The organism is Bacillus sp. THAF10 (assembly GCF_009363695.1).
Taxonomy (GTDB): Bacteria; Bacillota; Bacilli; order Bacillales; family Bacillaceae_I; genus Sutcliffiella_A.
Map to the genome: position 1 here is coordinate 117448 of NZ_CP045403.1, position 26532 is coordinate 143979.

The following is a 26532-nucleotide window of genomic DNA, read 5'->3' on the forward strand; positions in this document are numbered from 1 at the left end:
TTTTGTGTTAAAATAATGCAAGGAATTTTTGAAATAACCGCCGGAGGAAAGTGGGCGGAAAACGGAGGTACAAACGATGACAGTTCGTGTTCGCTATGCCCCAAGTCCAACAGGGCACTTACATATAGGAAATGCCAGAACTGCGCTATTTAATTATCTTTTTGCGCGCAGCCAAAATGGCCAATTTATTATCCGTATTGAAGATACCGATAAAAAGAGAAACATTGCTGGCGGAGAAGAGAGTCAGCTGAAATATTTAAAATGGCTAGGAATGGATTGGGATGAGAGTGTCGATGTAGGCGGAGAGTACGGACCATACCGCCAATCGGAAAGAAACGATATCTATGCAAAGTACTATAATGAGCTATTAGATAAAGGTCTTGCCTATAAATGCTATTGTACGGAAGAGGAGCTTGAAGCAGAACGCGAAGAGCAAATGGCAAAGGGGGAAAACCCGCGCTATTCTGGTAAGCATCGCGATTTAACACAAGAAGAGCAGCAAGCTTTTGAAGCGGAGGGCAGACAGCCAAGCATTCGTTTCCGTGTACCAGAAGGTCAGGATGTTACCTTTACCGATATGGTGAAGGGGGAAGTAACCTTTGAAACAGATGGCATGGGAGACTATGTAATCGTCAAGAAGGACGGTACGCCAACCTACAACTTCGCTGTTGCGGTAGATGACCATCAAATGAAAATCTCTCATGTTCTTCGTGGAGATGATCATATTTCCAATACGCCAAAACAAATTTTGATTTATGATGCGCTTGGCTGGGACATTCCTACATTCGGTCATATGACACTGATTGTAAATGAAAGCCGCAAAAAGCTAAGTAAACGTGATGAGTCGATTATTCAGTTCATCGAGCAGTATGAAGAGCTAGGCTACCTTCCTGAGGCCTTGTTCAATTTTATTGCATTACTAGGGTGGTCACCGGCTGGAGAAGAGGAAGTGTTCTCGAAGGAGACTTTTATCGAAATCTTTGATACAGCACGTTTGTCTAAATCACCAGCTGTTTTTGATACACACAAGCTAATGTGGATGAACAATCAGTATATAAAAACACTAGAGCTGGATAAACTAACGGAACTATCCTTGCCGCATCTTATGAAGGCAGGACGTTTGCCGAAGGATTTATCGCCAGAGCAACAAGAGTGGGCAAAGGAGTTAATCGCCCTTTACCAGGAACAAATGAGCTTTGGAGCGGAAATTGTTGAGCTAACAGAAATGTTCTTCCAAACCGATATTGCATATGATGAAGAGGCAAAAGCAGTGCTAGCCGAAGAGCAGGTGCCAGAGGTAGTGGCATCCTTTAAAGAGCAATTAGAGGCAACTGTGGACTTCACGGTGGAAGAAATCAAAGCTGCAACGAAAGCTGTTCAAAAAGCAACAGGACATAAAGGGAAAAAGCTATTTATGCCAATTCGTGTAGCAACAACTGGGCAGACACATGGCCGTGATTTACCACAAACCCTACATCTTTTAGGAAAAGATACGGTTCTTGCTAGATTATCAAAACTTATTGGTTAACATTTTTAATAAAACGTAATATGATATAACTATCTTATTTTTAACGATTAGTTACGTCCTATATAGAATGTAGAAGAGGAGAGTAAAAGAACATCATCCTTTTTAGAGAGAATCGCCATGGGCTGCAAGCGATTTAAGGTATGAATTCTTTGAAATGCACCTCTGAGTCTATTGCTGAACGGCATGAATGTCTACTAGGTAATGGCGGTACCTCCCGTTATGAGGGTTTAAGTAGGGATGAAAGATTGATATTCATCCAAACAGAGTGGAACCGCGCAAAAAGCGTCTCTGTGTCATGGACACAGGGGCGCTTTTTCTATTCGTGCATTAACATGCAACATATCACAGAAGAATGCGCGTATTCGGAAAGGAGGAGCGAATATGTTCCGAACGTTAAAGGAAGACATCGAAGTGGTATTCGAACAGGATCCTGCGGCTAGAAGCTATATTGAGGTAATATTAACGTATTCAGGCCTTCATGCTATTTGGGCACACAGGCTTGCACACGGTTTCTTTAAACGGAAAATGTTCTTTATTGCTAGAATCATTTCACAAGTGAGCCGTTTCTTTACAGGTATCGAAATTCATCCAGGAGCAAAGATAGGTCGTCGCTTCTTTATTGACCACGGCATGGGTGTCGTTATAGGAGAAACCTGTGAAATTGGGAATAATGTAACTGTATTTCAAGGTGTGACACTTGGCGGGACAGGGAAAGAAAAAGGAAAAAGACACCCGACCATCCTGGATAATGCCTTGATTGCAACGGGAGCGAAAGTGTTAGGCTCTATCACCATTGGAGAAAATTCCAAGGTGGGAGCGGGCTCTGTTGTGTTGAAGGATGTGCCGGCAAATTCCACTGTAGTTGGGATTCCAGGAAAAATTGTCATACAGGATGGAGTTAAGGTGAAAATGAGGAATTTAGATCACCATGACCTTCCAGATCCTTTAGGGGACAGGTGTGCGAATATGGAAATGCAAATTGCAAACCTACAAAAAGAACTGCAACTTTTAAAAGAAGGGAAGAACGTAGATGAGCATTCATCTTTTTAATACATTAACTCGAAAGAAAGAAAAATTCGTTCCGCTACAAGAAGGAAAAGTAAAAATGTATGTTTGCGGACCGACCGTTTATAATTATATCCATATCGGAAATGCAAGGCCTGCCATTGTATTTGATACGGTAAGAAGGTATCTGGAGTACCGTGGATATGAAGTGAATTTTGTTTCAAATTTCACCGACGTAGACGACAAGCTGATTAAAGCAGCAGAAGAGCTTGGGGAGGATGTTCCGACGATTGCAGAACGCTTTATTGCTGCTTATCATGAGGATGTGTCCGCACTTGGCTGCAAAAAAGCCGACGTGCATCCAAGAGTAACCGAAAACATCGATATTATTATTGAGTTTATTGAGGCGCTTATAGACAAAGGCTATGCTTACGAGTCAGGTGGCGACGTTTATTATCGTACAAAAGCGTTTAAAGAATATGGAAAGCTATCTCATCAGCCTATTGAGGACCTGCAGCTGGGCTCACGAATCGGAGTAGGGGAAAAGAAACAAGATGCATTGGACTTTGTACTATGGAAAGCGGCGAAGCCAGGGGAAATTGCTTGGGAGAGCCCATGGGGAGAAGGACGTCCAGGCTGGCACATTGAATGCTCAGCTATGGTACGAAAATACTTAGGTGATACGATTGATATTCATGCAGGCGGCCAGGATCTATCCTTTCCACATCATGAAAATGAAATTGCCCAGTCTGAAGCTATGACAGGAAAAACCTTTGCAAAATACTGGCTTCATAATGGGTATATTAATATCGATAACGAAAAAATGTCCAAGTCACTTGGGAACTTTGTGCTTGTACACGATATTATCAAAAAGTATGATCCACAGCTGCTTCGCTTTTTCATGATATCGGTTCATTACCGTCATCCTATCAATTACAACGAGGAGCTTTTGCAAAGCACAAAAAACGGCTTGGACAGACTTCGCACAGCCTATGAAAATCTTAAGCATCGCTTAGCAAACACAGCAGACCTTGCTGAGAATGAAGCAGAGTGGGTAGAGAAGATAGCAGGGTTCAATCGCGAATTTGTTGAAGTGATGGATGATGATTTTAATACGGCTAATGCAGTATCAGTGCTTTTTGAAATGGCGAAACAGGCCAATGTTTACTTAAACGAGAAAAACACGTCTAAAAAGGTGTTAGAAGCATTTATTACACAGTTTGAAGAATTATTTGAGGTGCTTGGCGTATCATTGACCGCCGAGGAAGAGCTGCTGGATGAGGAAATTGAAAAGTTAATTCAGGAACGAATAGAAGCACGTAAAAATCGTGACTTTACTAGGTCAGATGAAATTCGTGATGAGCTGAAGGCAAAAAATATTATTTTGGAAGATACAGCTCAAGGTACACGTTGGAAAAGAGGATAGACCTTCATGAACAACAAAATAGATGTGAAGATGCTAAATAGTTTAGCGCTTGCCTACATGGGAGATGCCGTATACGAAGGGTATATCCGGCATCATCTGTTGAAAGCAGGTAAGGTTCGTCCGAATCAGCTACACCGGGCTGCTACAAGTTATGTGTCTGCAAAGTCGCAGGCACAGCACCTTCATCAATTAATGGACAAGGGTTTCTTCACAGAGGAGGAACAGGCGGTCATCCGCAGAGGTAGGAATGCCAAATCTGGGACCGTTCCAAAAAACACAGATGTTCAAACCTATCGTTATTCTACGGCGTTTGAAGCATTGCTTGGCTACTTGTATTTAGGAGGACAAATGGAAAGAATGGAAGAAATCATAGTTACTTGCATAGAGCTTGCAGAAGGTAAGAGAGGTGAGGAAGGATGACACAAGAATTTATCATGGGGCGCAATCCAGTGTTGGAGGCTTTAAAGTCAAACCGTGAAATTAATAAGCTTTGGATAGCAGAAGGCGGACAAAAAGGTTCGATCCAACAGGTTATCGCAATGGCGAAAGAAGCAAACGTGTTGGTGCAATTCGTGCCGCGCAAAAAAATAGATCAGATGGTGGAAGGAAATCATCAAGGTGTAGTAGCGTCTGTGGCTGCGTATGACTATGCAGAAATGGATGATCTATTTCAAGTAGCTGCAGAAAGAAACGAAGATCCCTTCTTTTTGATACTAGATGAGATAGAAGATCCGCATAATTTAGGCTCCATCATGAGAACAGCAGATGCCGTTGGTGCACACGGAATCATCATTCCAAAACGACGAGCGGTAGGGCTTACTGCAACGGTGGCGAAGGCTTCCACTGGCGCCATTGAACATATTCCTGTTGTTCGTGTAACGAATCTTGCCCGTACGGTGGATGAGTTGAAGGGAAAAGGCGTATGGATTTTCGGTACAGATGCGAAGGGGAAGGTGGATTACCGAAACATGGATGGCTCCTTACCTGTTGGCCTCATTATCGGAAGTGAGGGCAAGGGAATGGCACGACTCTTACGGGATAAATGTGACTTTCTTGTCTCTTTGCCCATGGTTGGTAAGGTAACCTCATTGAATGCATCTGTGGCAGCAAGTCTATTAATGTATGAGGTTTTTCGTAAAAGAATGCCGGCAGGAGAGTAAGCGGGATGGATATTCTATTGGTGGATGGATACAACATAATTGGAGCATGGCCAGAGCTTAGGAAATGGAAAGATCAGGATCTCGCTCTGGCTCGTGACATCCTGATTTCCAAAATGGCAGAATACCAAGCTTACACAGGCTATAAAGTAATTATTGTATTTGATGCCCATCTTTCACAAGGAATAGAAACAAAATATAAAAATCACAGAATAGAAGTTATTTATACAAAGGAAAATGAAACCGCAGATGAGCGAATTGAAAAGCTTGCAATCAGTCTCAGTGATATTCGGACGCAGATCCACGTAGCTACATCGGACTTTACGGAACAATGGGCTATTTTTGGCCAGGGAGCTTTAAGAAAGTCGGCCAGGGAACTGTTAAATGAATCCAATAACATTGAAGAGCGCATTAAGAAACGGGTGTCAAAATTCACAAATCAGAAGCCGTCCAAACGGATTGAATTAGATCATGAAATTTCTGCAATTTTCGAAAAATGGCGCCGAGGACAGCGATGAGTGGTTGACGGTCAATTTACGCCTACTGTATAATATTTCTATCTACTGATTCATCCGGGGGGATAGGTGTGATATTAAGCGAACCGAGAAATGCCAACAGGACATTAGAGCTTATGGAAGACGAACAAATGGTAGAGCTTGTGCATACAGGAGATAGTGAAGCACTTGATTACTTAATAAACAAGTACAAAAACTTTGTCCGTGCAAAGGCCAGATCCTATTTTCTCATTGGTGCAGATCGTGAGGATATTGTTCAAGAAGGAATGATAGGGCTGTACAAAGCAATTCGTGATTTTAAAGAGGACAAGCTTACTTCCTTTAAAGCGTTTGCCGAGCTTTGTATCACGCGTCAAATTATTACTGCCATAAAAACAGCGACTAGGCAGAAGCACATTCCATTAAATTCGTATGTATCACTGGACAAGCCTATTTACGATGAAGAATCAGACCGCACACTAATGGATGTTATTTCCGGTGCAAAAGTGATGGACCCTGAAGAGCTTATTATTAATCAAGAAGAGTTTGATGATATAGAAGTAAAAATGGGGGAACTCTTAAGTGACCTGGAGAGAAAGGTCCTCGCCCTTTATTTAGATGGCCGATCCTATCAGGAAATTTCAGAAGATTTAAACCGGCATGTAAAATCAATCGATAATGCGTTACAAAGAGTAAAAAGAAAACTTGAAAGATATTTAGAGCTAAGAGAAATTACCTTGTAAACGCTTCGAAATTTTACAGAAGTTTAGCATGTGAGCAATTCACTTGACATTGACTAATTATTACATCTATGTTACATTTTTATGGACATCAATGTGTAGGTGGTGTTACTCATGCAAAGTAAGGTAGCACTGGCTTGCGCGGCGTGCTCTTCCCGTAACTATTCAACAGTGAAAGGGAAATCACAAAGTGGCGAGCGTCTAGAGATAAAGAAGTTTTGTAAGGTTTGTAATGCTCACACCGTTCATCGGGAGACAAAATAGATCAGTATTTCTGGGGTTGGAGGTTACATGGATGCAACGTTTGTCTGGTTTTTTTCGTGATGTAGCTCGTGAAATGAAGAAAGTAAGTTGGCCAAAACGCAAAGAATTAACTCGATACACAATTACAGTGGTAACAACTGTAGTAGTTATGGCTTTGTTTTTCTGGGCAGTGGACTTAGGAATCTCCGAGTTATTGCGCGCTGTGATTAAATAATTCCTTTTGCGCTTGAATAAGTAATGATATATCATGGTATAATGTGAATATTACTTTCTGACAAAAGCCCGTTCAACGGGTTTTTTCATTTGGAAAAAAATCCATACTACTAGTTTTGCTTTTTATTAATTTGTTTCAAGCTGGTGATTGGAGCAAATGGCGGAGACTCCCACGGGAATGAAGCGACAATCTTGAGACCCTAAAGGCGAAAGCCGAAGAGGCTCACAACTCGCCCCTGCAGGACACGAAGCCATTTTGCGGAAACCAACATCGGCGTTAAACGGTGTTTTTTAAAAGTCAAACTAAGAGAAATCATAGTAGAAATGATAGAAAAGGGAGGGACGGACACTAGTCCTTGAGGATGGAAAAAAATTGGTACGTCGTTCATACTTATTCCGGTTACGAGAATAAAGTAAAAGCAAACTTAGAAAAACGTGTAGAATCGATGGGAATGCAAGACAAAATCTTCCGTGTAGTAGTTCCTGAAGAAGAAGAAACCGACATTAAAAACGGCAAGAAAAAAGTAACAAAAAAGAAAGTGTTCCCAGGTTATGTATTGGTTGAAATCGTCATGACCGACGATTCTTGGTATGTTGTAAGAAACACTCCAGGAGTAACTGGATTTGTTGGTTCCAGTGGTTCTGGTTCCAAGCCTACTCCACTTTTGGATGATGAAATTGCTTTTATCCTAAAGAGAATGGGCATGATGGAAAAGCAAGTCGAGGTAGACTTCGAGATAAAAGAATCTGTAAAGGTTACAGAAGGACCATTTGCGAACTTCACAGGGCATATTGTGGAGCTTGATAAAGTGAAGCATAAAGTCAAAGTACTAGTGAATATGTTTGGGCGAGAAACGCCTGTAGAGCTTGATTTTACACAAATTGAAAAATTATAATGTAAAAAAACTTGAAATCGTATTGTAAAAATGATATTATTTCAAAGGTCAGTATGTCTCTGAATGGAGACTATTAATACAAAAAATATTCTTTATTAGATATATAAAGAATGAGTTGAGTGGGAGGGAGCAATCCCAGATACCACATCACGGACTTAAGGAGGTGTGTCTCGTGGCTAAAAAAGTAATCAAAATGGTAAAGCTACAAATTCCAGCGGCGAAAGCTAACCCTGCACCACCAGTTGGACCAGCACTAGGTCAAGCAGGTGTTAACATCATGGGCTTCTGTAAAGAGTTCAACGCTCGTACAGCAGATCAAGCTGGATTAATTATTCCTGTTGAAATTACGGTTTTTGAAGACCGTTCCTTTACATTTATTACGAAAACTCCACCTGCTGCAGTTTTACTTAAAAAAGCAGCTGGTATTGAGTCTGGTTCTGGTGAACCAAACCGTAATAAAGTTGCAACAGTTAAGCGTGATAAAGTACGCGAGATTGCGGAAACGAAAATGCCAGACCTTAACGCTGCAAGCGTAGAAGCTGCAATGCGCATGGTTGAAGGTACTGCTCGTAGCATGGGTATCGTTATCGAAGACTAATCCCATCGCTTTTGATTTAACTGCTGTTTGGGGTTGCGGATTTGCTTATGCTCATTCGCAACCTTTATTCGTGGGAGGTTATTCCGCTAAAACCACATAAGGAGGACATTTAAAATGGCTAAAAGAGGTAAAAAGTACATCGAAGCTGCGAAGCTTGTAGACCGTCAAACGGCTTACACTGTTAACGAAGCTATCGAATTAGTAAAGAAAACAAACACTGCGAAGTTTGACGCTACTGTGGAAGTTGCATTCCGCCTTGGAGTTGACCCTCGTAAAAACGACCAGCAAATCCGTGGTGCAGTAGTACTACCACACGGTACTGGTAAAACACAAAAGGTTCTAGTATTCGCTAAAGGCGAAAAAGCGAAAGAAGCAGAAGCTGCTGGAGCTGACTATGTTGGAGATGCTGACATGATCGCGAAAATCAACCAAGGTTGGTTCGATTTCGACGTAATCGTTGCTACTCCTGACATGATGGGTGAAGTTGGTAAGCTTGGACGCGTATTAGGTCCTAAAGGCTTAATGCCAAACCCTAAGACTGGTACAGTTACATTTGATGTGACAAAAGCTGTTAACGAAATCAAAGCTGGTAAAGTTGAATACCGTCTTGATAAATCCGGTAACATCCACGTACCAATCGGAAAAATCTCTTTCGAAGATAGCAAGCTAGTTGATAACTTAGCTACAATCTTTGAAACACTACAAAAAGCGAAGCCTGCTGCTGCAAAAGGTACATTCATGAAGAACGTTGCTGTTACTTCTACAATGGGACCTGGTGTAAAAGTAGATACTTCTACTGTAGTACCTGTTAAAAACTAACATATTGACATTACAGAACAACACGATTATAATAATCGTTGTGTTTATAAATTGATATTGTTTGTACCGTAGACAGTAGGTGCTTGAAAAAGCTTAATTTCCTACCGAGGTGTGAATTTTTACGAACAAAAGCCTTGTGCTTTTATGCGATAAAATTTCTGCCTCCACCTGCGTGGGGGCATTTTTAATGTACACCGATCGGTATGAGTAGTAACCAACTTTTAGGAGGTGTAACGATGAGCAAAGCAGTTGAATTAAAGAAACAAGCTGTTGGAGAAATCTCCGACAAGTTCAAAGCGTCTGTATCTACAATCGTAGTAGACTACCGCGGACTTAACGTAGCGGAAGTAACAGAACTTCGTAAGCAACTTCGTGAAGCAGGTGTTGAGTTCAAGGTTTACAAAAACTCTTTAACTCGCCGTGCGGCTGAAGCAGCTGAAATCAACGGACTTAACGATGCATTAACAGGACCAAACGCTATCGCATTCTCTACTGAAGATGTAGTAGCTCCTGCTAAGATCCTTAACGACTTCGCGAAAAAACACGAAGCGTTAGAAATCAAAGCTGGTGTCATCGAAGGAAACGTTGCAACGGTTGAAGAAGTGAAAGCTCTTGCTGAACTTCCATCCCGCGAAGGTCTACTTTCTATGTTGCTTAGCGTTCTTCAAGCTCCAATGCGCAACCTCGCTCTTGTTACAAAAGCAGTTGCAGATCAAAAAGAAGAACAAGGTGCATAATTTCAATCTAGCAAGTTAAGTAAGACAAACAATAAAACTTATAATATCTAAGGAGGAAATTAACAATGACACACGAACAAATCATTGAAGCGGTTAAAAATATGACTGTTTTAGAATTAAACGATCTAGTAAAAGCAATCGAAGAAGAATTTGGTGTAACTGCTGCTGCTCCTGTAGCTGCTGGTGCTGCTGCTCCTGAAGCTGCTGCTGAGCAAACTGAATTCGACGTAGTACTAGCTAACGCTGGTGGACAAAAAATCAAGGTTATCAAAGTAGTTCGCGAACTTACTGGCCTTGGACTAAAAGAAGCAAAAGAACTAGTTGACAATGCTCCTAAAGCTCTTAAAGAAGGCATTGCAAAAGAAGAAGCTGAAGAAATCAAAGCTAAACTTGAAGAAGTTGGAGCTTCTGTAGAAGTTAAGTAATACAGGCTCTTAAAAGAAAAAGCTCGCTACCTAGCGGGCTTTTTTTAAACGATTCGTTACTGTTTTTTTCAAGTATGCTAGAAACCTGGAATATGCGGTTGAGTTGTTGGTTAACAAAGTAAAGGTTGTTAATCAGATAAGGAGACTAAGTATGACTAATCATTATTATACAAACAAACCTTCTGTGGAAAGTAATCGCCAGCAGTGGGATTTCGAACTAAAAGGTCATCGTTTACATTTCACCACAGACACAGGTGTTTTTTCTAAAAAAGAAGTGGATTTCGGTTCGCGTGTATTAATTGATGCGTTTGAATTGCCGGAAGTTGCTGGTGAAATTTTAGATGTAGGCTGCGGCTACGGCCCGATTGGGTTATCCTTAGCTAAAGCATTTCCAAGCCGAGAAGTTCATATGGTTGATGTAAATGAACGGGCAATGGAATTGGCGAAGGAAAATGCGAAAGCGAATAATGTAGAAAATGTTTCTGTATTCATGAGTGATCGCTATGAAAAGGTAACCTCTACTAATTATGCTGCCATCTTATCTAATCCACCCATTCGCGCTGGCAAAACGGTTGTTCATGAAATTTTGGAAAAAGCAAAGGATCATCTTGTGGTTGGAGGAGAGCTTTGGATTGTTATTCAGAAAAAGCAAGGAGCTCCTTCTGCACTAGAGAGATTAGAGAGTCTGTATGAAGAAGTGGAAGTAGTGACAAAGAAAAAAGGCTACTATATTATTAAGTCAAAAAAAGGTTGACTAGTCTTTTTTGTTATGGTAGCATTGTTTAATGCCAATATGTATTTTTCTGAGCAATAATAATTTTATGATGTTTACATGTATAAAATTAGTATGCTTGGAAAAGATAGTAAAATCAATAGAGCGATTGTAAAAAAATGTGGTTTTCTGTATTGAAACCATTTTTTATTTTTGACATAGTTTCTGATAATGGATTCTGTGTTAAATATTTTTTGTTTGGCTAGAAAGGCTGTTCAAAAAAAGGCTTGAATTGATATAGGAAACTTTTCTAAAAGGAAGGTTTACTGTCATTTTTGTTGTGTTTTTTTGAACATCTTCTTTAATAACGCTTGATACGAGGGGTGAATCAGTTGACAGGTCAACTAGTTCAATACGGACGACACCGCCAACGCAGAAGTTATGCTCGCATTAGTGAAGTATTAGATTTACCAAATCTAATAGAAATTCAAACTGCTTCTTATCAATGGTTCCTTGATGAGGGGCTAAGAGAAATGTTTCATGATATTTCTCCGATTGAAGACTTCACTGGAAATCTATCTTTAGAATTCATCGATTATAGCTTAGGAGAACCTAAATATTCTGTTGAAGAATCAAAGGAAAGAGATGTTACATACTCAGCTCCTTTACGTGTGAAGGTTCGTCTCATTAACAAAGAAACTGGTGAAGTAAAAGACCAGGATGTATTTATGGGTGATTTCCCGTTGATGACGGATACTGGTACGTTCGTTATTAATGGTGCAGAACGTGTTATTGTATCTCAGTTAGTGCGTTCTCCAAGTGTGTATTACAGCGGAAAAGTAGATAAAAATGGTAAAAAAGGCTTTTCAGCTACTGTTATTCCAAACCGTGGTGCATGGTTAGAATATGAGACAGATGCGAAAGATGTTGTTTATGTTCGTATCGATCGTACTCGTAAACTACCAGTAACGGTTCTTTTGCGTGCCCTTGGGTTCGGATCTGACCAAGAGATTATCGATCTTATCGGGGAAAATGAATACCTGCGCAATACTTTAGATAAGGATAACACAGAAAGCACTGAAAAGGCATTACTTGAAATATATGAGCGCCTTCGCCCTGGTGAACCACCAACGGTAGAAAACGCGAAAAGTCTATTGGAATCAAGATTTTTTGATCCTAAACGCTATGATTTGGCAAGCGTTGGAAGATACAAGATTAATAAAAAGCTTCATATTAAGAATAGATTATTCAATCAGCGTATTGCGGAAACATTGGTGGACTCTGAAACAGGAGAAATCATTGTTGAAAAGGGTACATTACTTGACCGCAGAACGTTAGATCGTATTCTGCCATTTATTGAAGATGGTGTTGGACTAACTTCTTTCCACCCTCATAGTGGTGTCATTGAAGATGAGGTTCCAATGCAATCTATTAAGATTTACTCTCCAAACGATTCAGAAGGAGAAAAAGAAATTGTTGTTCTTGGTAACGGATTTATCGATGAAAAGGTGAAGCACATTGCACCTGCTGACATTATCGCGTCTATCAGTTATTTCTTTGACCTTCTGCACGGAGTTGGCGACACAGATGATATCGACCATTTAGGTAACCGTCGTTTACGTTCAGTTGGGGAACTTTTACAAAATCAGTTCCGCATCGGGTTATCCAGAATGGAGCGTGTGGTTCGTGAAAGAATGTCTATTCAAGACACCAACACTATCACGCCACAGCAGCTCATTAATATCAGACCTGTTATTGCCTCTATAAAAGAGTTCTTTGGTAGTTCTCAATTATCTCAGTTCATGGATCAAACAAACCCATTAGCTGAATTAACACATAAACGCAGACTTTCAGCGCTTGGACCTGGTGGTCTTACGCGTGAGCGCGCAGGCTTTGAAGTACGTGACGTTCACTACTCTCACTATGGCCGTATGTGTCCGATTGAAACGCCAGAGGGTCCGAACATTGGTTTGATTAACTCCTTATCTTCCTTCGCGAAGGTAAACAAATTTGGATTTATCGAAACACCATATAGAAGAGTAGACCCTGAAACAGGGAAAGTAACGGATCAAATTGACTATTTAACAGCTGATGAAGAGGACAACTATGTGGTAGCCCAAGCAAATGCTCGCTTAGGTGATGACGGTGCGTTCCTTGATGACAATGTTGTATCCCGTTTCCGCGGTGAGAACACGGTTGTTGCAAGTGACCGTATCGACTATATGGACGTCTCTCCTAAACAGGTAGTATCCGCTGCAACAGCGTGTATCCCGTTCTTAGAAAATGATGACTCCAACCGTGCGCTAATGGGAGCGAACATGCAACGTCAGGCTGTTCCATTGATGCAGCCAGAAGCTCCAATTGTAGGTACAGGTATGGAACACGTTTCAGCTAAAGACTCAGGTGCAGCTGTAATCTGTAAGCATCCTGGTGTAGTAGAACGTGTAGAAGCTCGTGAAGTATGGGTACGCCGCATGGAGGAAGTAGATGGTCAGCAGGTAAAAGGCAATCTTGATAAGTACAGAATGCTTAAGTTCATTCGTTCCAATCAAGGTACTTGCTACAACCAGCGTCCAATCGTTTCCGTTGGCGATGTAGTAACAAAAGGAGAAATCCTTGCTGATGGTCCTTCTATGGAAAAAGGTGAATTGGCTCTTGGTCGTAACGTTCTTGTTGGATTCATGACATGGGATGGTTACAACTACGAGGATGCCATCATTATGAGTGAACGCCTTGTGAAGGATGATGTTTATACATCTATTCATATTGAAGAGTATGAATCAGAAGCTCGTGATACAAAGCTTGGACCTGAAGAAATCACGCGTGATATTCCAAACGTCGGGGAAGAAGCGTTAAAGAACCTTGATGACCGTGGAATCATCCGTATTGGTGCAGAAGTAAAAGATGGCGATTTGCTTGTAGGGAAAGTAACACCTAAAGGGGTTACAGAGCTTACTGCAGAAGAACGTCTATTACATGCAATCTTCGGAGAAAAAGCTAGGGAAGTACGCGATACGTCATTAAGAGTTCCTCATGGTGGCGGCGGTATTGTCCTTGATGTGAAAGTGTTTAACCGTGAAGATGGCGATGAGCTACCACCAGGTGTTAACCAGCTCGTTCGCGCTTACATCGTTCAGAAGCGTAAAATTTCTGAAGGAGATAAGATGGCTGGACGACATGGTAACAAAGGTGTTATCTCCCGTATTTTACCGGAAGAAGATATGCCATATTTACCAGATGGTACACCAATCGACATCATGCTTAACCCACTGGGGGTTCCTTCCCGTATGAACATCGGTCAGGTGCTTGAGCTTCACCTTGGGATGGCTGCGAGAACACTTGGTATTCATGTTGCTTCTGCGGTATTCGATGGAGCGCGTGAGGAAGATGTGTGGAGCACCTTAGAAGAAGCTGGGATGGCAAGAGATGCAAAAACTGTTCTTTATGATGGAAGAACAGGAGAGCCGTTTGACAACCGTGTGTCTGTAGGGATCATGTACATGATCAAGCTTGCTCACATGGTTGACGACAAGCTGCACGCTCGTTCAACTGGACCATACTCCCTAGTAACGCAACAGCCACTAGGTGGTAAAGCACAATTTGGTGGACAGCGTTTCGGTGAGATGGAGGTATGGGCACTTGAAGCTTATGGTGCTGCGTACACACTTCAAGAGATTTTAACAGTTAAATCGGATGATGTTGTCGGTCGTGTGAAAACATACGAAGCGATTGTCAAAGGTGAAAATGTTCCGGAGCCAGGCGTTCCTGAATCCTTCAAAGTACTAATTAAAGAACTTCAAAGCTTGGGTATGGATGTGAAAATTCTTTCAGGCGATGAAACAGAAATAGAGATGAGAGACCTAGAAGATGATGAAGAACAATCATCTGAAGGTATTTCCCTTGATTCCGATCAAGCGGAAGATGTAAAAGAAACCGTTGCAAAAGACTGATGCTAACAGGTCTTAAGATGAAGCATTTGGGTAGAACCTGTAGATTATAAGGGAGGTAGGCCCCTTGCTAGATGTTAATAATTTTGAGTATATGAAGATAGGTCTAGCTTCTCCGGACAAGATCAGATCCTGGTCTTTCGGAGAAGTGAAAAAACCTGAAACCATTAACTATCGTACATTAAAGCCAGAAAAAGATGGGTTGTTCTGTGAACGTATTTTCGGTCCTACAAAGGACTGGGAGTGTCACTGCGGTAAATACAAACGCGTCCGCTATAAGGGCGTTGTTTGTGACCGTTGTGGTGTAGAAGTAACAAGAGCAAAGGTTCGCCGTGAGCGCATGGGTCATATTGAACTTGCTGCTCCTGTTTCCCACATTTGGTACTTTAAAGGCATTCCAAGCCGCATGGGTCTTGTCCTTGATATGTCTCCACGTGCGCTTGAGGAAGTTATTTATTTCGCTTCCTATGTTGTAACAGAAACAGGCGATACGCCACTAGAAAAGAAGCAATTGCTCTCAGAAAAAGAATTCCGTGCGTACCGTGAAAAGTACGGACAGACATTCCAAGCTTCCATGGGAGCTGAGGCAATTAAGAAATTACTTTTTGATATCGACTTGGAAAAAGAAGTAGATACGCTAAAAGAAGAATTGAAAACTGCTCAAGGACAAAGACGTACTCGAGCAATCAAACGCTTAGAAGTATTAGAGTCCTTCCGTGGTTCCGGAAATGAGCCATCATGGATGATCCTTGATGTACTTCCGGTTATTCCACCAGAATTACGTCCAATGGTACAGCTTGATGGTGGCCGTTTTGCAACTTCTGACTTGAATGACTTATATCGTCGTGTCATTAACCGTAACAACCGTTTGAAAAGATTACTTGATCTTGGTGCTCCTAGCATTATCGTGCAAAACGAGAAACGTATGCTTCAAGAGGCTGTGGATGCATTAATCGATAATGGTCGTCGCGGTCGTCCAGTAACAGGACCTGGTAACCGTCCATTGAAATCTCTTTCTCATATGCTGAAAGGAAAACAAGGACGTTTCCGTCAGAACCTTCTAGGAAAACGTGTTGACTACTCTGGTCGTTCCGTTATCGTAGTTGGTCCGAACCTAAAAATGTATCAGTGCGGTCTTCCAAAAGAAATGGCACTAGAGCTTTTCAAACCTTTCGTAATGAAAGAGCTTGTAGAGCGCGGCCTTGCGCATAACATCAAGAGTGCGAAGCGTAAGATCGAGCGCGTACAACCAGAAGTTTGGGATGTTTTAGAATCTGTCATTAAAGAACATCCAGTATTACTTAACCGTGCACCAACGCTTCACAGACTAGGTATCCAAGCGTTTGAACCAACGCTTGTGGAAGGACGCGCAATTCGTCTTCACCCGCTTGTATGTACAGCATACAACGCAGACTTTGATGGAGACCAAATGGCCGTTCACGTACCATTATCTGCAGAAGCTCAGGCAGAAGCGCGCATCCTGATGCTTGCAGCACAGAACATCCTTAACCCTAAGGATGGAAAACCTGTTGTAACACCATCTCAGGATATGGTATTAGGTAACTACTACCTAACACTTGAGCGTGAAAATGCAGTTGGTGAAGGAATGATCTTTAAAGATACGAACGAGGCATTAATTGCTTATGCAAATGGTTACGTTCACCTGCACACTCGTGTTGCCGTTCATGCAGGCACTTTAAATAACGAAACGTTCACTGATGAGCAAAAACAAAAGCTATTAATTACGACTGTTGGTAAGATGATCTTTAATGAAATCCTGCCACCGTCATTCCCATATATCAACGAGCCTACAAAGTTCAATCTGGAAGTAGAAACGCCAGACAAGTATTTTGTAGACAAAGGGGAAAACGCAAAAGAAATCATTCAATCAAGACCATTGGTTGATCCATTTAAGAAAAAAATCCTTGGAAACATCATCGCGGAAGTATTCAAGCGCTTCAAGATTACACAAACATCTGAAATGCTTGACCGCATGAAGAACCTTGGATTCCGTTACTCCACAAAAGCCGGTATTACCGTAGGTGTGGCAGATATCGTTGTTCTTAAAGAGAAAGAAGAAATCCTAGTTGAAGCACAAACAAAAGTAGATACCGTCTTAAAACAATTCCGCCGTGGTCTAATCACAGAGGAAGAGCGCTATGACCGTGTTATTTCTATTTGGAGTGCAGCGAAGGATAAAATCCAAGGCAAATTGATGGAGTCCTTACCACGTCTCAACCACATCTTCATGATGAGTGATTCTGGTGCCCGTGGTAACGCATCTAACTTTACACAGCTAGCTGGTATGCGTGGTCTGATGGCCAACCCATCTGGACGTATCATTGAGCTTCCAATCAAATCCAGTTTCCGTGAAGGATTAACCGTATTGGAGTACTTCATCTCTACCCATGGTGCTCGTAAAGGTCTTGCCGATACGGCACTGAAAACTGCTGACTCAGGTTACTTGACTCGTCGTCTTGTAGACGTGGCGCAGGATGTCATCGTTCGTGAAAAAGATTGCGGAACAGACCGCGGTCTACACATCACGGCACTTAAAGATGGCACAGAGGTTGTAGAGAAGCTAGAAGAACGCTTAATTGGCCGTTATGCTAGAAAGGCTGTTAAGCATCCGGATACGGGAGAAGTTCTTGTAGCGGAAAACGATTTGATTACAGAAGATATTGCAACAATCATTGTGGAAGCAGGAGTAGAAGACGTCTGGATTCGCTCTGTATTCACATGTAATACTCGCCATGGTGTATGTAAAAAATGTTACGGTCGCAACCTTGCAACCGGCTTAGAAGTTGAAGTTGGAGAAGCAGTTGGTATCATCGCTGCCCAATCTATCGGTGAGCCAGGTACACAGTTAACGATGCGTACGTTCCATACAGGTGGAGTTGCCGGAGACGATATTACCCAAGGTTTACCGCGTATTCAAGAGATTTTCGAAGCGCGTAATCCGAAAGGGCAAGCGGTTATCTCTGAAATTGATGGGGTAGTAACCTCTATTAACGAAGGCCGCGATCGTCAACAAGAAATCACCGTACAAGGTGAAGTGGAAACGAGAAACTACACCGTTCCATATACTGCACGTCTTAAAGTTGGCGTGAACGCTGAAGTTGCTCGTGGTCAAGAGCTTACAGAAGGTTCTATTGACCCTAAAGAGCTACTAAAAGTAAAAGATATGGTTTCTGTTCAGGAGTATCTACTACTTGAAGTTCAAAAAGTATACCGTATGCAAGGGGTAGAAATTGGAGATAAACACGTTGAGGTTATGGTACGTCAAATGCTACGTAAAGTACGTGTAATTGACGCGGGTGATACAGATGTATTACCAGGAACACTACTTGATGTACACCAATTCACCGATGCAAACGAAAAAGTACTTCTTGAAGGTAAAACACCTGCAACTGGTCGTCCAGTGTTGCTTGGTATTACAAAAGCATCACTTGAAACGGATTCCTTCTTATCTGCAGCATCCTTCCAAGAAACGACAAGAGTCTTGACAGATGCGGCAATCAAAGGAAAACGAGACGAGTTACTAGGTCTGAAAGAAAATGTTATCATCGGTAAACTAGTTCCAGCTGGTACTGGTATGAATCGTTACCGTAAATTCGATCTAACCAAAGCAGTTGGTCAAGAAGAAGAGCCGGTAACAGTAGAATAGAGAGATTGCCGGGTAACCCCCGGCAATCTTTTCAATGTTATTCTATAAAGTGTTGACAATCAAAAATAGAGATGGTAATATAGCAAAGGTGCTTATATAACCTGTTGCTTTGGAGGATATGTGAATGTCTTATGAAAAAGTAATGCAGGCAAACACCTTCATTGTTGGTACTAAACAAACAGTGAAGGCGCTGAAAACCGGAACAGTACAAGAGGTTGTCATTGCAGAGGATGCCGATGTGATGGTGACACAGAAGGTAATCCAGGTTGCCAATGAAAGCAATACTCCAGTCTCTAAAGTCGATTCGATGAAAAAACTCGGAAAAGCATGCGGAATTGAAGTAGGTGCCTCAGCTGTTGCGATTATTCAATAAAAACTGTTTTTGCGAATGAAGGTTTGCAAAGACTTTGTTTTTTACCTAAAAATGAACCACCTGGATATGTGGTCTTAAAAAGTTAGGAAGGAGGAAACAATAATGCCTACTATTAACCAGTTAGTACGCAAAGGTCGTACAAGTAAAGTTGTAAAGTCTAAATCTCCAGCTTTAAACAAAGGTTATAACAGTTTCAAGAAAGCACAAACTGATGTGTCTTCACCTCAAAAACGTGGAGTTTGTACTCGTGTTGGTACAATGACTCCAAAGAAACCGAACTCCGCATTACGTAAATATGCGCGTGTTCGTTTAACTAACCAAATTGAGGTAACTGCTTATATCCCAGGTATCGGTCACAACCTACAAGAGCACAGCGTGGTACTAATCCGCGGTGGACGTGTAAAAGACTTACCAGGGGTACGTTATCACATCGTTCGTGGAGCGCTTGATACTGCGGGAGTTAACAACCGTATGCAAGGTCGTTCTAAATATGGTACTAAGAGACCAAAAGCAGCTAAGAAGTAATAGCTTCTTAACAGCATAGAAAAAGCTACCTGAAAGGAGGAAAATAACATGCCACGTAAAGGCCCTGTTGCAAAAAGAGATGTTTTACCAGATCCGTTATATAACTCTAAGTTAGTAACTCGTCTTGTAAATAAATTAATGATCGATGGCAAAAGAGGTAAATCTCAAGCTATCATCTATAACGCATTTAAACTAGTTGGTGAGCGTTCCGGACAAGAACCTATGGAAGTGTTCGAACAAGCAATGAAAAACATCATGCCTGTTCTTGAAGTTAGAGCACGCCGTGTAGGTGGAGCAAACTACCAAGTACCTGTAGAGGTGCGCCCAGACCGTCGCACAACTCTAGGTCTTCGTTACCTAGTTAACTACTCTCGTCTTCGTGGAGAAAAAACGATGGAAGAGCGTTTAGCTAACGAAATCCTAGATGCAGCGAACAACACTGGTGCTTCAGTTAAGAAGCGCGAAGATATGCACAAAATGGCAGAAGCAAACAAAGCGTTTGCTCACTACCGCTGGTAAGATCACATATTATCTGGAGCTGTTAGGTTACCCACTTAACAGCTTTAGGTATAAATACATTCTAAGATACTTAGGAAGGAGAAATACACTATGTCAAGAGAGTTCTCCTTAGAAAAAACACGTAATATCGGTATCATGGCTCACATCGATGCTGGTAAAACAACAACAACTGAGCGTGTTTTGTTCTACACAGGACGTATTCACAAAATCGGTGAAACTCACGAAGGTGCTTCTCAAATGGACTGGATGGAGCAAGAGCAAGAGCGTGGAATCACGATCACATCTGCTGCGACAACAGCTCAATGGAAAAACCACCGTGTTAACATTATCGATACACCAGGTCACGTAGACTTCACAGTTGAAGTAGAACGTTCCCTTCGTGTACTTGATGGTGCAGTAGCAGTTCTAGATGCACAATCTGGAGTTGAGCCTCAAACTGAAACAGTTTGGCGCCAAGCAACAACTTATGGTGTTCCACGTATCGTGTTCGTTAACAAAATGGACAAGATCGGTGCAGATTTCTTATACTCTGTAGGGACAATCCATGACCGCCTTCAAGCAAACGCTCATCCAATTCAACTTCCTATCGGAGCTGAAGATGAGTTTGAAGGTATCATCGACTTAGTAGATATGGTTGCATACTACTATGCTGATGACTTAGGAACTCGTACAGACGCAAGAGAAATTCCTGCTGAGTACAAAGACCAAGCTGACGAGTACCGTCAACGCTTAGTGGAAGCAGTAGCAGAATTAGACGAAGAATTAATGATGAAGTATTTAGAAGGAGAAGAGCTTACAACTGAAGAGTTAAAAGCTACGATCCGTAAAGGTACTTGTAACGTTGAATTCTACCCAGTAATCTGTGGTTCTGCTTTCAAAAACAAAGGTGTACAGTTAATGCTTGACGCAGTTATCGATTACCTTCCTGCGCCAACAGATGTACCTGCAATCAAAGGTATCATTCCTGACACTGATGAGGAAGTAACTCGTGAATCTGGAGATGACAACCCGTTTGCAGCTCTAGCATTCAAAGTTATGACTGACCCTTATGTAGGTAAATTAACGTTCTTCCGTGTGTACTCTGGTACATTAAACTCTGGATCTTACGTTATCAACTCTACAAAAGGGAAGCGTGAGCGTGTAGGACGTATCCTACAAATGCACGCAAACAGCCGTGAAGAAATTCCAGTTGTTTACTCTGGAGATATCGCTGCTGCAGTTGGTCTTAAAGACACAACTACTGGTGACACTCTATGTGACGACAAGAACCAAGTTATCTTAGAGTCCATGGAATTCCCAGAGCCAGTTATCCAATTATCTGTTGAGCCTAAATCTAAAGCTGACCAAGATAAGATGACAACTGCTCTACAAAAGCTTCAAGAAGAAGATCCTACTTTCCGCGCACATACAGACCAAGAGACTGGTCAAACAATCATCGCAGGTATGGGTGAGCTTCACCTTGACATCCTAGTTGATCGTATGAAGCGTGAGTTCAAAGTAGAAGCAAACGTTGGTGCTCCTCAAGTAGCGTACCGTGAAACGTTCCGCGGATCTGCTAAGGTTGAAGGTAAATTTGCTCGTCAATCTGGTGGACGTGGTCAATTCGGACACGTTTGGATCGAATTCGAACCAAACGAAGAAGGAGCAGGCTTCGAATTTGAAAACAAAATCGTTGGTGGGGTAGTACCTCGTGAATACGTACCTGCAGTTCAAGCTGGTCTTGAAGACTCCATGAAAAATGGTGTACTTGCTGGTTACCCTCTAATTGATGTGAAAGCTGCATTAGTTGATGGTTCTTACCATGACGTTGACTCCTCTGAGATGGCGTTTAAAGTTGCTGCATCTTTAGCTCTTAAAAATGCAGTATCCAAGTGTAACCCTGTAATCCTTGAGCCTGTCATGAAAGTAGAAGTAGTGACACCTGAAGAGTACATGGGAGACATCATGGGTGGTATCACTTCCCGTCGCGGTCGTGTAGAAGGTATGGAAGCTCGCGGTAACGCTCAAGTTGTACGCGCAATGGTTCCACTATCTGAAATGTTCGGTTACGCAACATCTCTTCGTTCTAACACACAAGGACGTGGAGTGTTCACGATGCATTTCGATCACTACGAAGAAGTACCAAAATCGATTTCTGAAGAAATCATCAAAAAAAATAAAGGTGAATAATTGATTTTCACCCTATCTTGTTTTATAAATAGTATGTAGGTTAATAAGTGGAAATCACTTATTAATAACATATATAATAAAAAATTAATGATTTTTAAGGAGGATATAATAATGGGTAAAGAGAAATTCGATAGATCCAAGACTCATGCTAATATCGGTACAATCGGTCACGTTGACCACGGTAAAACAACTTTAACAGCTGCAATCACTACTGTACTTGCTAAGCGCAGTGGTAAAGGTGCTGCAATGGCATACGACATGATCGATGCTGCTCCAGAAGAAAGAGAGCGTGGAATCACAATCTCCACAGCTCACGTTGAGTACGAAACTGACAACCGTCACTATGCACACGTTGACTGCCCAGGTCACGCTGACTATGTTAAAAACATGATCACTGGTGCTGCGCAAATGGACGGCGGTATCCTAGTAGTATCTGCTGCTGACGGCCCAATGCCACAAACTCGTGAGCACATCCTTCTTTCTCGTCAAGTAGGTGTACCTTACCTAGTAGTATTCTTAAACAAATGCGACATGGTAGACGACGAAGAATTACTAGAATTAGTTGAAATGGAAGTTCGTGACCTTCTTTCTGAGTACGATTTCCCTGGAGACGATGTTCCTGTAATCAAAGGTTCTGCTCTTAAAGCTCTTGAAGGAGATGCTGAGTGGGAAGAAAGAATCGTTGAGCTAATGAACGCTGTTGACGAGTACATCCCAACTCCTGAGCGTGACACTGAAAAGCCATTCATGATGCCAGTTGAGGACGTATTCTCAATCACTGGTCGTGGAACAGTTGCTACTGGACGTGTTGAGCGTGGACAAGTTAAAGTTGGAGACACTATCGACATCATCGGTCTTGCTGAAGAAGCAAAATCTACTACAGTAACTGGAGTAGAAATGTTCCGTAAGCTTCTTGACTATGCTGAAGCTGGAGACAACATCGGTGCACTTCTTCGTGGGGTTGCTCGTGATGACATCCAACGTGGACAAGTATTAGCTAAGCCTGGTACAATCACTCCACACACAAAGTTCAAAGCTGAAGTATACGTTCTTTCTAAAGAAGAGGGTGGACGTCACACTCCATTCTTCACAAACTACCGTCCTCAGTTCTACTTCCGTACAACTGACGTAACTGGTATTTGTAACCTTCCTGAAGGCATCGAAATGGTTATGCCTGGCGACAACGTTGAGATGACTGTTGAACTTATCTCTCCAATCGCTATCGAAGAAGGAACTAAGTTCTCTATCCGTGAGGGTGGACGTACTGTAGGTGCTGGAGTAGTAGCATCTATCCAAGAATAATCTAAGATCCTTTATGATCTTTCAAACCGGTATCCCTTTAAGGGGTACCGGTTTTTTAGTTTGTTGAGTTTCTTCTATATAAATGTCATATCTTAAAAGGCGTAAGGGACTGCTTTTGTTATGTTGGGGGGTATAGGCAAATTTGAAGTGTTGCAATAACCGGAGAAAGTGTTGCAATAAATTTGAGAAGTGTTGCAATAACTCCAAGAAGTGTTGCAAAAACCGGAGAAAGTGATGCAATAACTATGAGAAGTGTCGCAATAACCGGAGGAAGTGTTGCAATAACTATGAGAAGTGTCGCAATAACCGGAGAAAGTGTCGCAATAACTCCGAGAAGTGTCGCAATAACCGGAGAAAGTGTTGCAATAACTCCGAGAAGTGTTGCAATAATCCCGAAAAGTGTTGCAATAACCTAAGGGAGTGATGCAATAACTCCGAAAAGTGATGCAATAACCCCAAAAAGTGTTCCAATAACATCGATAACTGCTGCAATCCCCCATACACCATACAAAAAAGTGCAAAAAGACTACTGAGCTAACTAAAATTTCACTACTATTCGTCTTAAGTACTAAAAACCTACCGAGTTCGCCAAAATACCATCTGAAAAAATGTATCATCCATACCCCGTGCCCCTTATAGATAGCTAACCAACAAAAAACCACATGCTAATCCGACTAACCCCTAAAACATCCAGCCGAATGTCCGTACATAACCCAACCCCCCCTACCAAAATCCTTATTTCCAACCCACACCAGCCAGCAACTCCATCCCACCTACCAAGCATCCCCTGTCCACCCCCACACCAAAACACAAACACACCCCATTTTTCTTGCTGGAAAAAAATGAAACGAATAAATCTTTCAACACCTGGTTGCATTAAAAAACACTTCTCGTTATAATAGGAAAAGTGCTCAGAGATTTATTAGAAATATAGTTGCATTGTCTATTATCTCCATGTATAATAAATAATGTTGGTCTTTGACTGCGATGATGTGAAAGGTTGCTGACACACCCGGCCGCTTTGCCATGGCGAGTGCGTCAGGTTAATTTTCACGGAGAATGTCTATCAATAATATAGGCGAAAAAAGGAGGGAAAAATAATGGCAAAAGAAAAGATTCGCATTCGTTTAAAAGCTTATGATCACAGAATTCTTGATCAATCTTCTGAAAAGATTGTTGAGACTGCAAAACGTTCTGGTGCAACAGTTTCCGGTCCGATCCCATTACCGACGGAAAGATCTGTATACACAATCCTACGTGCGGTACACAAATACAAAGATTCTCGTGAGCAATTCGAGATGCGCACTCATAAGCGCTTAATCGATATCATCAACCCAACACCACAAACAGTTGACAGCTTAATGCGCTTAGACTTACCATCTGGTGTGGACATCGAAATCAAGCTTTAATCAATAAATACTTATTATTTTTAGGAGGTGTGACTGATGACCAAAGGAATCTTAGGAAGAAAAGTTGGTATGACTCAAGTTTTTGCTGAAAACGGCGATCTTATCCCTGTAACAGTAATCGAAGCTACTCCAAACGTAGTACTTCAAGTGAAAACTGTTGAAACAGACGGTTACGTAGCTGCTCAGCTTGGTTTTGCCGACAAACGTGATAAATTAGCGAACAAGCCTGAAAAAGGACATGTTGCTAAAGCAAGCACAGCACCTAAGCGCTTCGTTCGTGAAATCAGTACAGAAGGCTTAGAAGTTGGTCAAGAAGTCAAAGTTGATATTTTCGCAGAAGGCGATGTAGTAGATGTAACAGGAATTTCAAAAGGTAAAGGTTTCCAAGGCTCTATCAAGCGCCACGGACAATCTCGTGGACCTATGAGTCACGGTTCCCGTTATCACCGTCGTCCTGGTTCTATGGGACCTGTTGCTCCAAACCGCGTATTCAAAGGTAAATTACTACCTGGACGTATGGGTGGAGAGCGCATTACGATTCAAAACCTTGAGATCGTAAAAGTAGACACAGAGCGTAACCTTCTTTTAGTTAAAGGTAACGTACCTGGTCCAAAAAAATCTTTAATCACAATTAAAAGTGCGGTAAAAGCAAACTAATTGTCTAGGAAAGGAGGAACTACAAAATGCCTAAAGTAGCATTATACAACCAAACTGGCGCAAACGTTGGTGAAGTTGAATTAGCAGATGCTGTGTTCGGTATCGAGCCAAACAACAGCGTATTGTTCGATGCAATCCTTATGCAAAGAGCATCTTTACGTCAAGGTACTTCTAAAGTAAAAGGACGTTCTGAAGTAGCAGGTGGTGGACGTAAACCATGGCGTCAAAAGGGTACTGGTCGTGCTCGTCAAGGATCTATCCGCTCTCCACAATGGCGTGGTGGTGGAATCGTATTCGGTCCTACACCAAGAAGCTACAGCTACAAGCTTCCTAAGAAGGTTCGTCGCTTAGCTATCAAATCTGCATTATCATCTAAGGTATTAGAAAACGAACTATTAGTATTAGAAGGACTTGCTTTTGATGCTCCAAAAACAAAAGAAATGACTTCAGTATTAAAAGGTTTAGAAATCAATCGTAAAGCGTTAATCGTAACTGCAGACGTTGAAGAAAACGTAGCTCTATCTGCTCGTAACATCCCTGGAGTAACAGTTGTTACAGCAAACGGAGTAAGCGTACTTGACGTTGTTAACCACGATAAGGTCATCTTTACGAAAGACGCTGTCCAAAAATTAGAGGAGGTGCTTTCATAATGAGAGATCATCGTGATGTTCTTAAGCGCCCCGTGATTACTGAGCGTTCTACAGATTTAATGACTGAAAAGAAATATACTTTTGAAGTAGATGTTAGAGCTAACAAAACAGAAGTGAAAGATGCTGTTGAAGCAATCTTTGGCGTAACTGTTGAAAAAGTTAACATCATGAACTACAAAGGTAAATTCCGTCGTGTAGGTCGTCATAGCGGATTAACTAACCGTCGTAGAAAAGCTATCGTAACGCTTAAAGCTGATAGCAAAGAAATCGAATTCTTCGAGGTTTAATAACAAATAAAAT

Annotated in this window: 27 protein-coding genes and 2 other annotated features; all 27 genes read left to right on the forward strand. The window is 41.7% G+C overall.

Features of this window, described 5'->3' with window-relative positions; genetic code table 11:
• Window positions 1-76: 76 nt before the first annotated feature.
• The 27 genes from gltX to rplW all read left to right on the forward strand — a co-directional run bounded on the left by gltX (window position 77) and on the right by rplW (window position 26519).
• Complete coding sequence (gene gltX / locus FIU87_RS00605) at window positions 77-1528, forward strand: glutamate--tRNA ligase (protein WP_152442817.1); 1452 nt, start codon at window positions 77-79, stop codon at window positions 1526-1528.
• Window positions 1529-1589: 61 nt separating this feature from the next.
• Window positions 1590-1821, forward strand: a binding site (T-box leader).
• A gap of 88 nt (window positions 1822-1909) precedes the next feature.
• Window positions 1910-2578: a serine O-acetyltransferase gene (cysE, locus tag FIU87_RS00610; protein WP_152442818.1), complete on the forward strand. Its 669-nt coding sequence runs from the start codon at window positions 1910-1912 to the stop codon at window positions 2576-2578.
• Entirely contained in the window at window positions 2559-3959 is a 1401-nt protein-coding gene (gene cysS / locus FIU87_RS00615; protein ID WP_152442819.1) for a cysteine--tRNA ligase, read from the forward strand. Before cysE ends, cysS begins: the two co-directional genes overlap by 20 nt.
• 6 nt (window positions 3960-3965) lie before the next feature.
• A complete protein-coding gene (locus FIU87_RS00620; protein WP_152442820.1) occupies window positions 3966-4379 on the forward strand; it encodes a Mini-ribonuclease 3 in 414 nt (137 codons plus the stop codon).
• The gene (rlmB, locus tag FIU87_RS00625) at window positions 4376-5119 is read left to right on the forward strand and encodes a 23S rRNA (guanosine(2251)-2'-O)-methyltransferase RlmB (protein WP_152442821.1); all 744 of its coding nucleotides are present in this window, start codon (window positions 4376-4378) and stop codon (window positions 5117-5119) included. Before FIU87_RS00620 ends, rlmB begins: the two co-directional genes overlap by 4 nt.
• Window positions 5120-5124: 5 nt before the next feature.
• Entirely contained in the window at window positions 5125-5634 is a 510-nt protein-coding gene (locus FIU87_RS00630; RefSeq protein ID WP_152442822.1) for an NYN domain-containing protein, read from the forward strand.
• 62 nt (window positions 5635-5696) lie between these two features.
• Window positions 5697-6353, forward strand: coding sequence for an RNA polymerase sporulation sigma factor SigH (gene sigH / locus FIU87_RS00635; RefSeq protein ID WP_301538664.1), 657 nt, complete (start codon window positions 5697-5699; stop codon window positions 6351-6353).
• Between the two features lie 111 nt (window positions 6354-6464).
• Entirely contained in the window at window positions 6465-6614 is a 150-nt protein-coding gene (rpmG, locus tag FIU87_RS00640; protein ID WP_152442824.1) for a 50S ribosomal protein L33, read from the forward strand.
• Between the two features lie 31 nt (window positions 6615-6645).
• On the forward strand, window positions 6646-6828 hold the full coding sequence (gene secE, locus FIU87_RS00645) for a preprotein translocase subunit SecE (protein WP_152442825.1): 183 nt from the start codon (window positions 6646-6648) through the stop codon (window positions 6826-6828).
• Between the two features lie 361 nt (window positions 6829-7189).
• Window positions 7190-7723 carry a transcription termination/antitermination protein NusG gene (gene nusG, locus FIU87_RS00650; protein WP_152442826.1) on the forward strand — a complete coding sequence of 178 codons (534 nt, stop codon included), beginning with the start codon at window positions 7190-7192 and terminating at the stop codon, window positions 7721-7723.
• A 172-nt stretch (window positions 7724-7895) separates the two neighbouring features.
• On the forward strand, window positions 7896-8321 hold the full coding sequence (gene rplK, locus FIU87_RS00655; protein ID WP_148990097.1) for a 50S ribosomal protein L11: 426 nt from the start codon (window positions 7896-7898) through the stop codon (window positions 8319-8321).
• A 114-nt stretch (window positions 8322-8435) separates the two neighbouring features.
• Window positions 8436-9140, forward strand: a complete 705-nt coding sequence (rplA, locus tag FIU87_RS00660; RefSeq protein ID WP_152442827.1) for a 50S ribosomal protein L1 — start codon at window positions 8436-8438, stop codon at window positions 9138-9140.
• Window positions 9141-9188: 48 nt separating this feature from the next.
• Window positions 9189-9335, forward strand: a sequence feature (ribosomal protein L10 leader region).
• A gap of 41 nt (window positions 9336-9376) precedes the next feature.
• Complete coding sequence (gene rplJ, locus FIU87_RS00665) at window positions 9377-9877, forward strand: 50S ribosomal protein L10 (protein WP_152442828.1); 501 nt, start codon at window positions 9377-9379, stop codon at window positions 9875-9877.
• Window positions 9878-9942: 65 nt separating this feature from the next.
• Entirely contained in the window at window positions 9943-10302 is a 360-nt protein-coding gene (gene rplL, locus FIU87_RS00670; protein WP_152442829.1) for a 50S ribosomal protein L7/L12, read from the forward strand.
• Window positions 10303-10453: 151 nt separating this feature from the next.
• Window positions 10454-11056, forward strand: a complete 603-nt coding sequence (locus FIU87_RS00675) for a class I SAM-dependent methyltransferase (RefSeq protein WP_152442830.1) — start codon at window positions 10454-10456, stop codon at window positions 11054-11056.
• A 350-nt stretch (window positions 11057-11406) separates the two neighbouring features.
• Window positions 11407-14964 carry a DNA-directed RNA polymerase subunit beta gene (gene rpoB, locus FIU87_RS00680; RefSeq protein ID WP_152442831.1) on the forward strand — a complete coding sequence of 1186 codons (3558 nt, stop codon included), beginning with the start codon at window positions 11407-11409 and terminating at the stop codon, window positions 14962-14964.
• Window positions 14965-15028: 64 nt separating this feature from the next.
• Window positions 15029-18628 (forward strand): DNA-directed RNA polymerase subunit beta', encoded by a 3600-nt coding sequence (rpoC, locus tag FIU87_RS00685; RefSeq protein ID WP_152442832.1) that lies wholly within the window; start codon window positions 15029-15031, stop codon window positions 18626-18628.
• 124 nt (window positions 18629-18752) lie between these two features.
• Window positions 18753-19001 carry a 50S ribosomal protein L7ae-like protein gene (locus FIU87_RS00690; protein ID WP_152442833.1) on the forward strand — a complete coding sequence of 83 codons (249 nt, stop codon included), beginning with the start codon at window positions 18753-18755 and terminating at the stop codon, window positions 18999-19001.
• 102 nt (window positions 19002-19103) lie between these two features.
• The gene (rpsL, locus tag FIU87_RS00695; RefSeq protein ID WP_152442834.1) at window positions 19104-19526 is read left to right on the forward strand and encodes a 30S ribosomal protein S12; all 423 of its coding nucleotides are present in this window, start codon (window positions 19104-19106) and stop codon (window positions 19524-19526) included.
• Between the two features lie 48 nt (window positions 19527-19574).
• Entirely contained in the window at window positions 19575-20045 is a 471-nt protein-coding gene (gene rpsG, locus FIU87_RS00700; RefSeq protein WP_010191480.1) for a 30S ribosomal protein S7, read from the forward strand.
• Between the two features lie 90 nt (window positions 20046-20135).
• Window positions 20136-22214: an elongation factor G gene (gene fusA / locus FIU87_RS00705; RefSeq protein ID WP_152442835.1), complete on the forward strand. Its 2079-nt coding sequence runs from the start codon at window positions 20136-20138 to the stop codon at window positions 22212-22214.
• A gap of 111 nt (window positions 22215-22325) precedes the next feature.
• Window positions 22326-23516, forward strand: a complete 1191-nt coding sequence (gene tuf / locus FIU87_RS00710) for an elongation factor Tu (RefSeq protein WP_152442836.1) — start codon at window positions 22326-22328, stop codon at window positions 23514-23516.
• 182 nt (window positions 23517-23698) lie between these two features.
• A complete protein-coding gene (locus FIU87_RS00715) occupies window positions 23699-23932 on the forward strand; it encodes a hypothetical protein (protein WP_152442837.1) in 234 nt (77 codons plus the stop codon).
• Window positions 23933-24616: 684 nt separating this feature from the next.
• Window positions 24617-24925, forward strand: a complete 309-nt coding sequence (gene rpsJ, locus FIU87_RS00720; RefSeq protein WP_010191483.1) for a 30S ribosomal protein S10 — start codon at window positions 24617-24619, stop codon at window positions 24923-24925.
• A 36-nt stretch (window positions 24926-24961) separates the two neighbouring features.
• Complete coding sequence (rplC, locus tag FIU87_RS00725; RefSeq protein ID WP_152442838.1) at window positions 24962-25582, forward strand: 50S ribosomal protein L3; 621 nt, start codon at window positions 24962-24964, stop codon at window positions 25580-25582.
• A 26-nt stretch (window positions 25583-25608) separates the two neighbouring features.
• The gene (gene rplD, locus FIU87_RS00730) at window positions 25609-26232 is read left to right on the forward strand and encodes a 50S ribosomal protein L4 (protein WP_152442839.1); all 624 of its coding nucleotides are present in this window, start codon (window positions 25609-25611) and stop codon (window positions 26230-26232) included.
• On the forward strand, window positions 26232-26519 hold the full coding sequence (gene rplW / locus FIU87_RS00735; RefSeq protein WP_152442840.1) for a 50S ribosomal protein L23: 288 nt from the start codon (window positions 26232-26234) through the stop codon (window positions 26517-26519). The genes rplD and rplW overlap by 1 nt, the downstream gene beginning before the upstream one ends.
• Window positions 26520-26532 lie beyond the last annotated feature (13 nt).

Bases quoted from the DNA above. Each gene is read 5' to 3' on its own strand.
- rplW (WP_152442840.1), top strand. From the start codon at position 26,232: ATGAGAGATCATCGTGATGTTCTTAAGCGCCCCGTGATTACTGAGCGT.
- FIU87_RS00690 (WP_152442833.1), top strand. From the start codon at position 18,753: ATGTCTTATGAAAAAGTAATGCAGGCAAACACCTTCATTGTTGGTACT.
- FIU87_RS00630 (WP_152442822.1), top strand. From the start codon at position 5,125: ATGGATATTCTATTGGTGGATGGATACAACATAATTGGAGCATGGCCA.
- rpsG (WP_010191480.1), top strand. From the start codon at position 19,575: ATGCCACGTAAAGGCCCTGTTGCAAAAAGAGATGTTTTACCAGATCCG.
- tuf (WP_152442836.1), top strand. From the start codon at position 22,326: ATGGGTAAAGAGAAATTCGATAGATCCAAGACTCATGCTAATATCGGT.
- rlmB (WP_152442821.1), top strand. From the start codon at position 4,376: ATGACACAAGAATTTATCATGGGGCGCAATCCAGTGTTGGAGGCTTTA.
- secE (WP_152442825.1), top strand. From the start codon at position 6,646: ATGCAACGTTTGTCTGGTTTTTTTCGTGATGTAGCTCGTGAAATGAAG.
- nusG (WP_152442826.1), top strand. From the start codon at position 7,190: ATGGAAAAAAATTGGTACGTCGTTCATACTTATTCCGGTTACGAGAAT.
- FIU87_RS00620 (WP_152442820.1), top strand. From the start codon at position 3,966: ATGAACAACAAAATAGATGTGAAGATGCTAAATAGTTTAGCGCTTGCC.
- rplA (WP_152442827.1), top strand. From the start codon at position 8,436: ATGGCTAAAAGAGGTAAAAAGTACATCGAAGCTGCGAAGCTTGTAGAC.
- rpsL (WP_152442834.1), top strand. From the start codon at position 19,104: ATGCCTACTATTAACCAGTTAGTACGCAAAGGTCGTACAAGTAAAGTT.
- cysS (WP_152442819.1), top strand. From the start codon at position 2,559: ATGAGCATTCATCTTTTTAATACATTAACTCGAAAGAAAGAAAAATTC.
- gltX (WP_152442817.1), top strand. From the start codon at position 77: ATGACAGTTCGTGTTCGCTATGCCCCAAGTCCAACAGGGCACTTACAT.
- FIU87_RS00675 (WP_152442830.1), top strand. From the start codon at position 10,454: ATGACTAATCATTATTATACAAACAAACCTTCTGTGGAAAGTAATCGC.
- rplD (WP_152442839.1), top strand. From the start codon at position 25,609: ATGCCTAAAGTAGCATTATACAACCAAACTGGCGCAAACGTTGGTGAA.
- rplC (WP_152442838.1), top strand. From the start codon at position 24,962: ATGACCAAAGGAATCTTAGGAAGAAAAGTTGGTATGACTCAAGTTTTT.
- rplJ (WP_152442828.1), top strand. From the start codon at position 9,377: ATGAGCAAAGCAGTTGAATTAAAGAAACAAGCTGTTGGAGAAATCTCC.
- cysE (WP_152442818.1), top strand. From the start codon at position 1,910: ATGTTCCGAACGTTAAAGGAAGACATCGAAGTGGTATTCGAACAGGAT.
- rpsJ (WP_010191483.1), top strand. From the start codon at position 24,617: ATGGCAAAAGAAAAGATTCGCATTCGTTTAAAAGCTTATGATCACAGA.
- rplL (WP_152442829.1), top strand. From the start codon at position 9,943: ATGACACACGAACAAATCATTGAAGCGGTTAAAAATATGACTGTTTTA.
- fusA (WP_152442835.1), top strand. From the start codon at position 20,136: ATGTCAAGAGAGTTCTCCTTAGAAAAAACACGTAATATCGGTATCATG.
- rpmG (WP_152442824.1), top strand. From the start codon at position 6,465: ATGCAAAGTAAGGTAGCACTGGCTTGCGCGGCGTGCTCTTCCCGTAAC.